Raw genomic sequence first — 1,196 nt, 5'->3', positions numbered from 1 at the left:
AGCCGGGCGAGGCGGGCGCGCAGCCACTGTCCGTAGCTCTCCCCGCGGGCCCGGGACGAGGCCAGGCCGCGGGTCGCCACCTGGCCGCCGACCAGGAAGAAGACGGCGAGCGTCTGGAACAGCCAGGAGACCGGGGCCAGCGAGGGGAGGTGCCGCAGCGGGCTGTCGGTGCGCAGGGTGCTGCCGTCGGCGACCAGGGCGGTCACCAGCCAGTGGCCGAGGACGACGCCGAGTATGGCGAGGGCGCGCAGCGCGTCGACCGCGCGGTCCCGCGAGGCGGGGGTGGCCGCGTCGAGGCGCGCGGCGCCCTCGAGGAGTCGGGACATCGGCTCACGCACGGGTCACCTCCGAGGTGTCGCCGAGCACGATCCGGGCGAGGTTGGCCAGGCAGATCGAGCCCGGGGTGAAGTAGTCGCTGTGCCCGCCGTCGCCGGCGGCGAAGACGCGGGCGCCGAACGCCGGTGACACCGGGTCGGTGCCGAAGCCGACGGTCGTGCCGAACAGGTCGGCCTCGACGTGCGGGACGTCCGCGACCCAGTCGGTGCCGCCGCGGGCCGCCCAGATCCGCGCGGAGGTGCGCAGCGCGGCGGCGGAGCCGGCGCCGGTGCCGGGGCTGCCGAGCAGGGCGATGTCGGCCACGGGCGCACCCTGGGCGGCGGAGCGGGCGCAGACGACCGAGCCGTAGGAGTGGCAGAGCAGGGACAGGTGGGCGCGGGGGCCGGTGAGGGTGCGCAGCTGGCGGACGAACTCGCCCAGCCGGGGCGCGGCTTCGTCGGCGCGGCCGGTGGTGAGGACGGTGGTGCTGACCGTGCCGGGCGTCTCGTACCCGAGCCAGGCGACGACCGCCACGCGGGTGGATGCCGCCTCCCGCTCGGCGAGTTGGCGGTGCAGGGCGGTCGCGGTCGCGCGGAAGCGGCCGTAGGTGTCGAGGGTCGTGTCGGAGCCGGGGACCAGGACCGCGACGTGGTCGGCGTGGGCGAGATCGCCGAAGACCTCGGTGACCAGGCCGGTGCCGCGTCCGTCGAAGGCGAGGAGCCGGCGGGCCGGGGCGGCCAGGGCGCGGTCCGCCGCCGCGCGGTGCCGGTCGCCGTGGGCCTCGGCCATCCGGGCGGCCCGCGCGGCGTTGGCGCGGTTGGCCGCGTAGGCCGCCTCCAGGGTGGTCGCGGTGATCGGGGGGAGGTCGGCCGGTGCCGGGG

General features: G+C 77.8%; 2 protein-coding genes. Both read right to left on the bottom strand.

The window, feature by feature from the left end; translation table 11 throughout:
* A partial coding sequence (locus tag CCN42_RS20940; RefSeq protein ID WP_143661973.1) for an acyltransferase family protein occupies positions 1 to 326 on the bottom strand: 326 nt, incomplete at its 3' end.
* Positions 327 to 330: 4 nt separating this feature from the next.
* Positions 331 to 1,196 (bottom strand): alpha/beta hydrolase (locus tag CCN42_RS20935; protein WP_107427622.1); only part of this gene is annotated, 866 nt, incomplete at its 5' end.

This window comes from Streptomyces glaucescens (assembly GCF_002154375.1).
Lineage (GTDB): Bacteria > Actinomycetota > Actinomycetes > Streptomycetales > Streptomycetaceae > Streptomyces > Streptomyces glaucescens.
The sequence above is the reverse complement of the archived record's forward strand: the minus strand, read 5'-3'. Positions and strand labels throughout refer to the sequence as shown.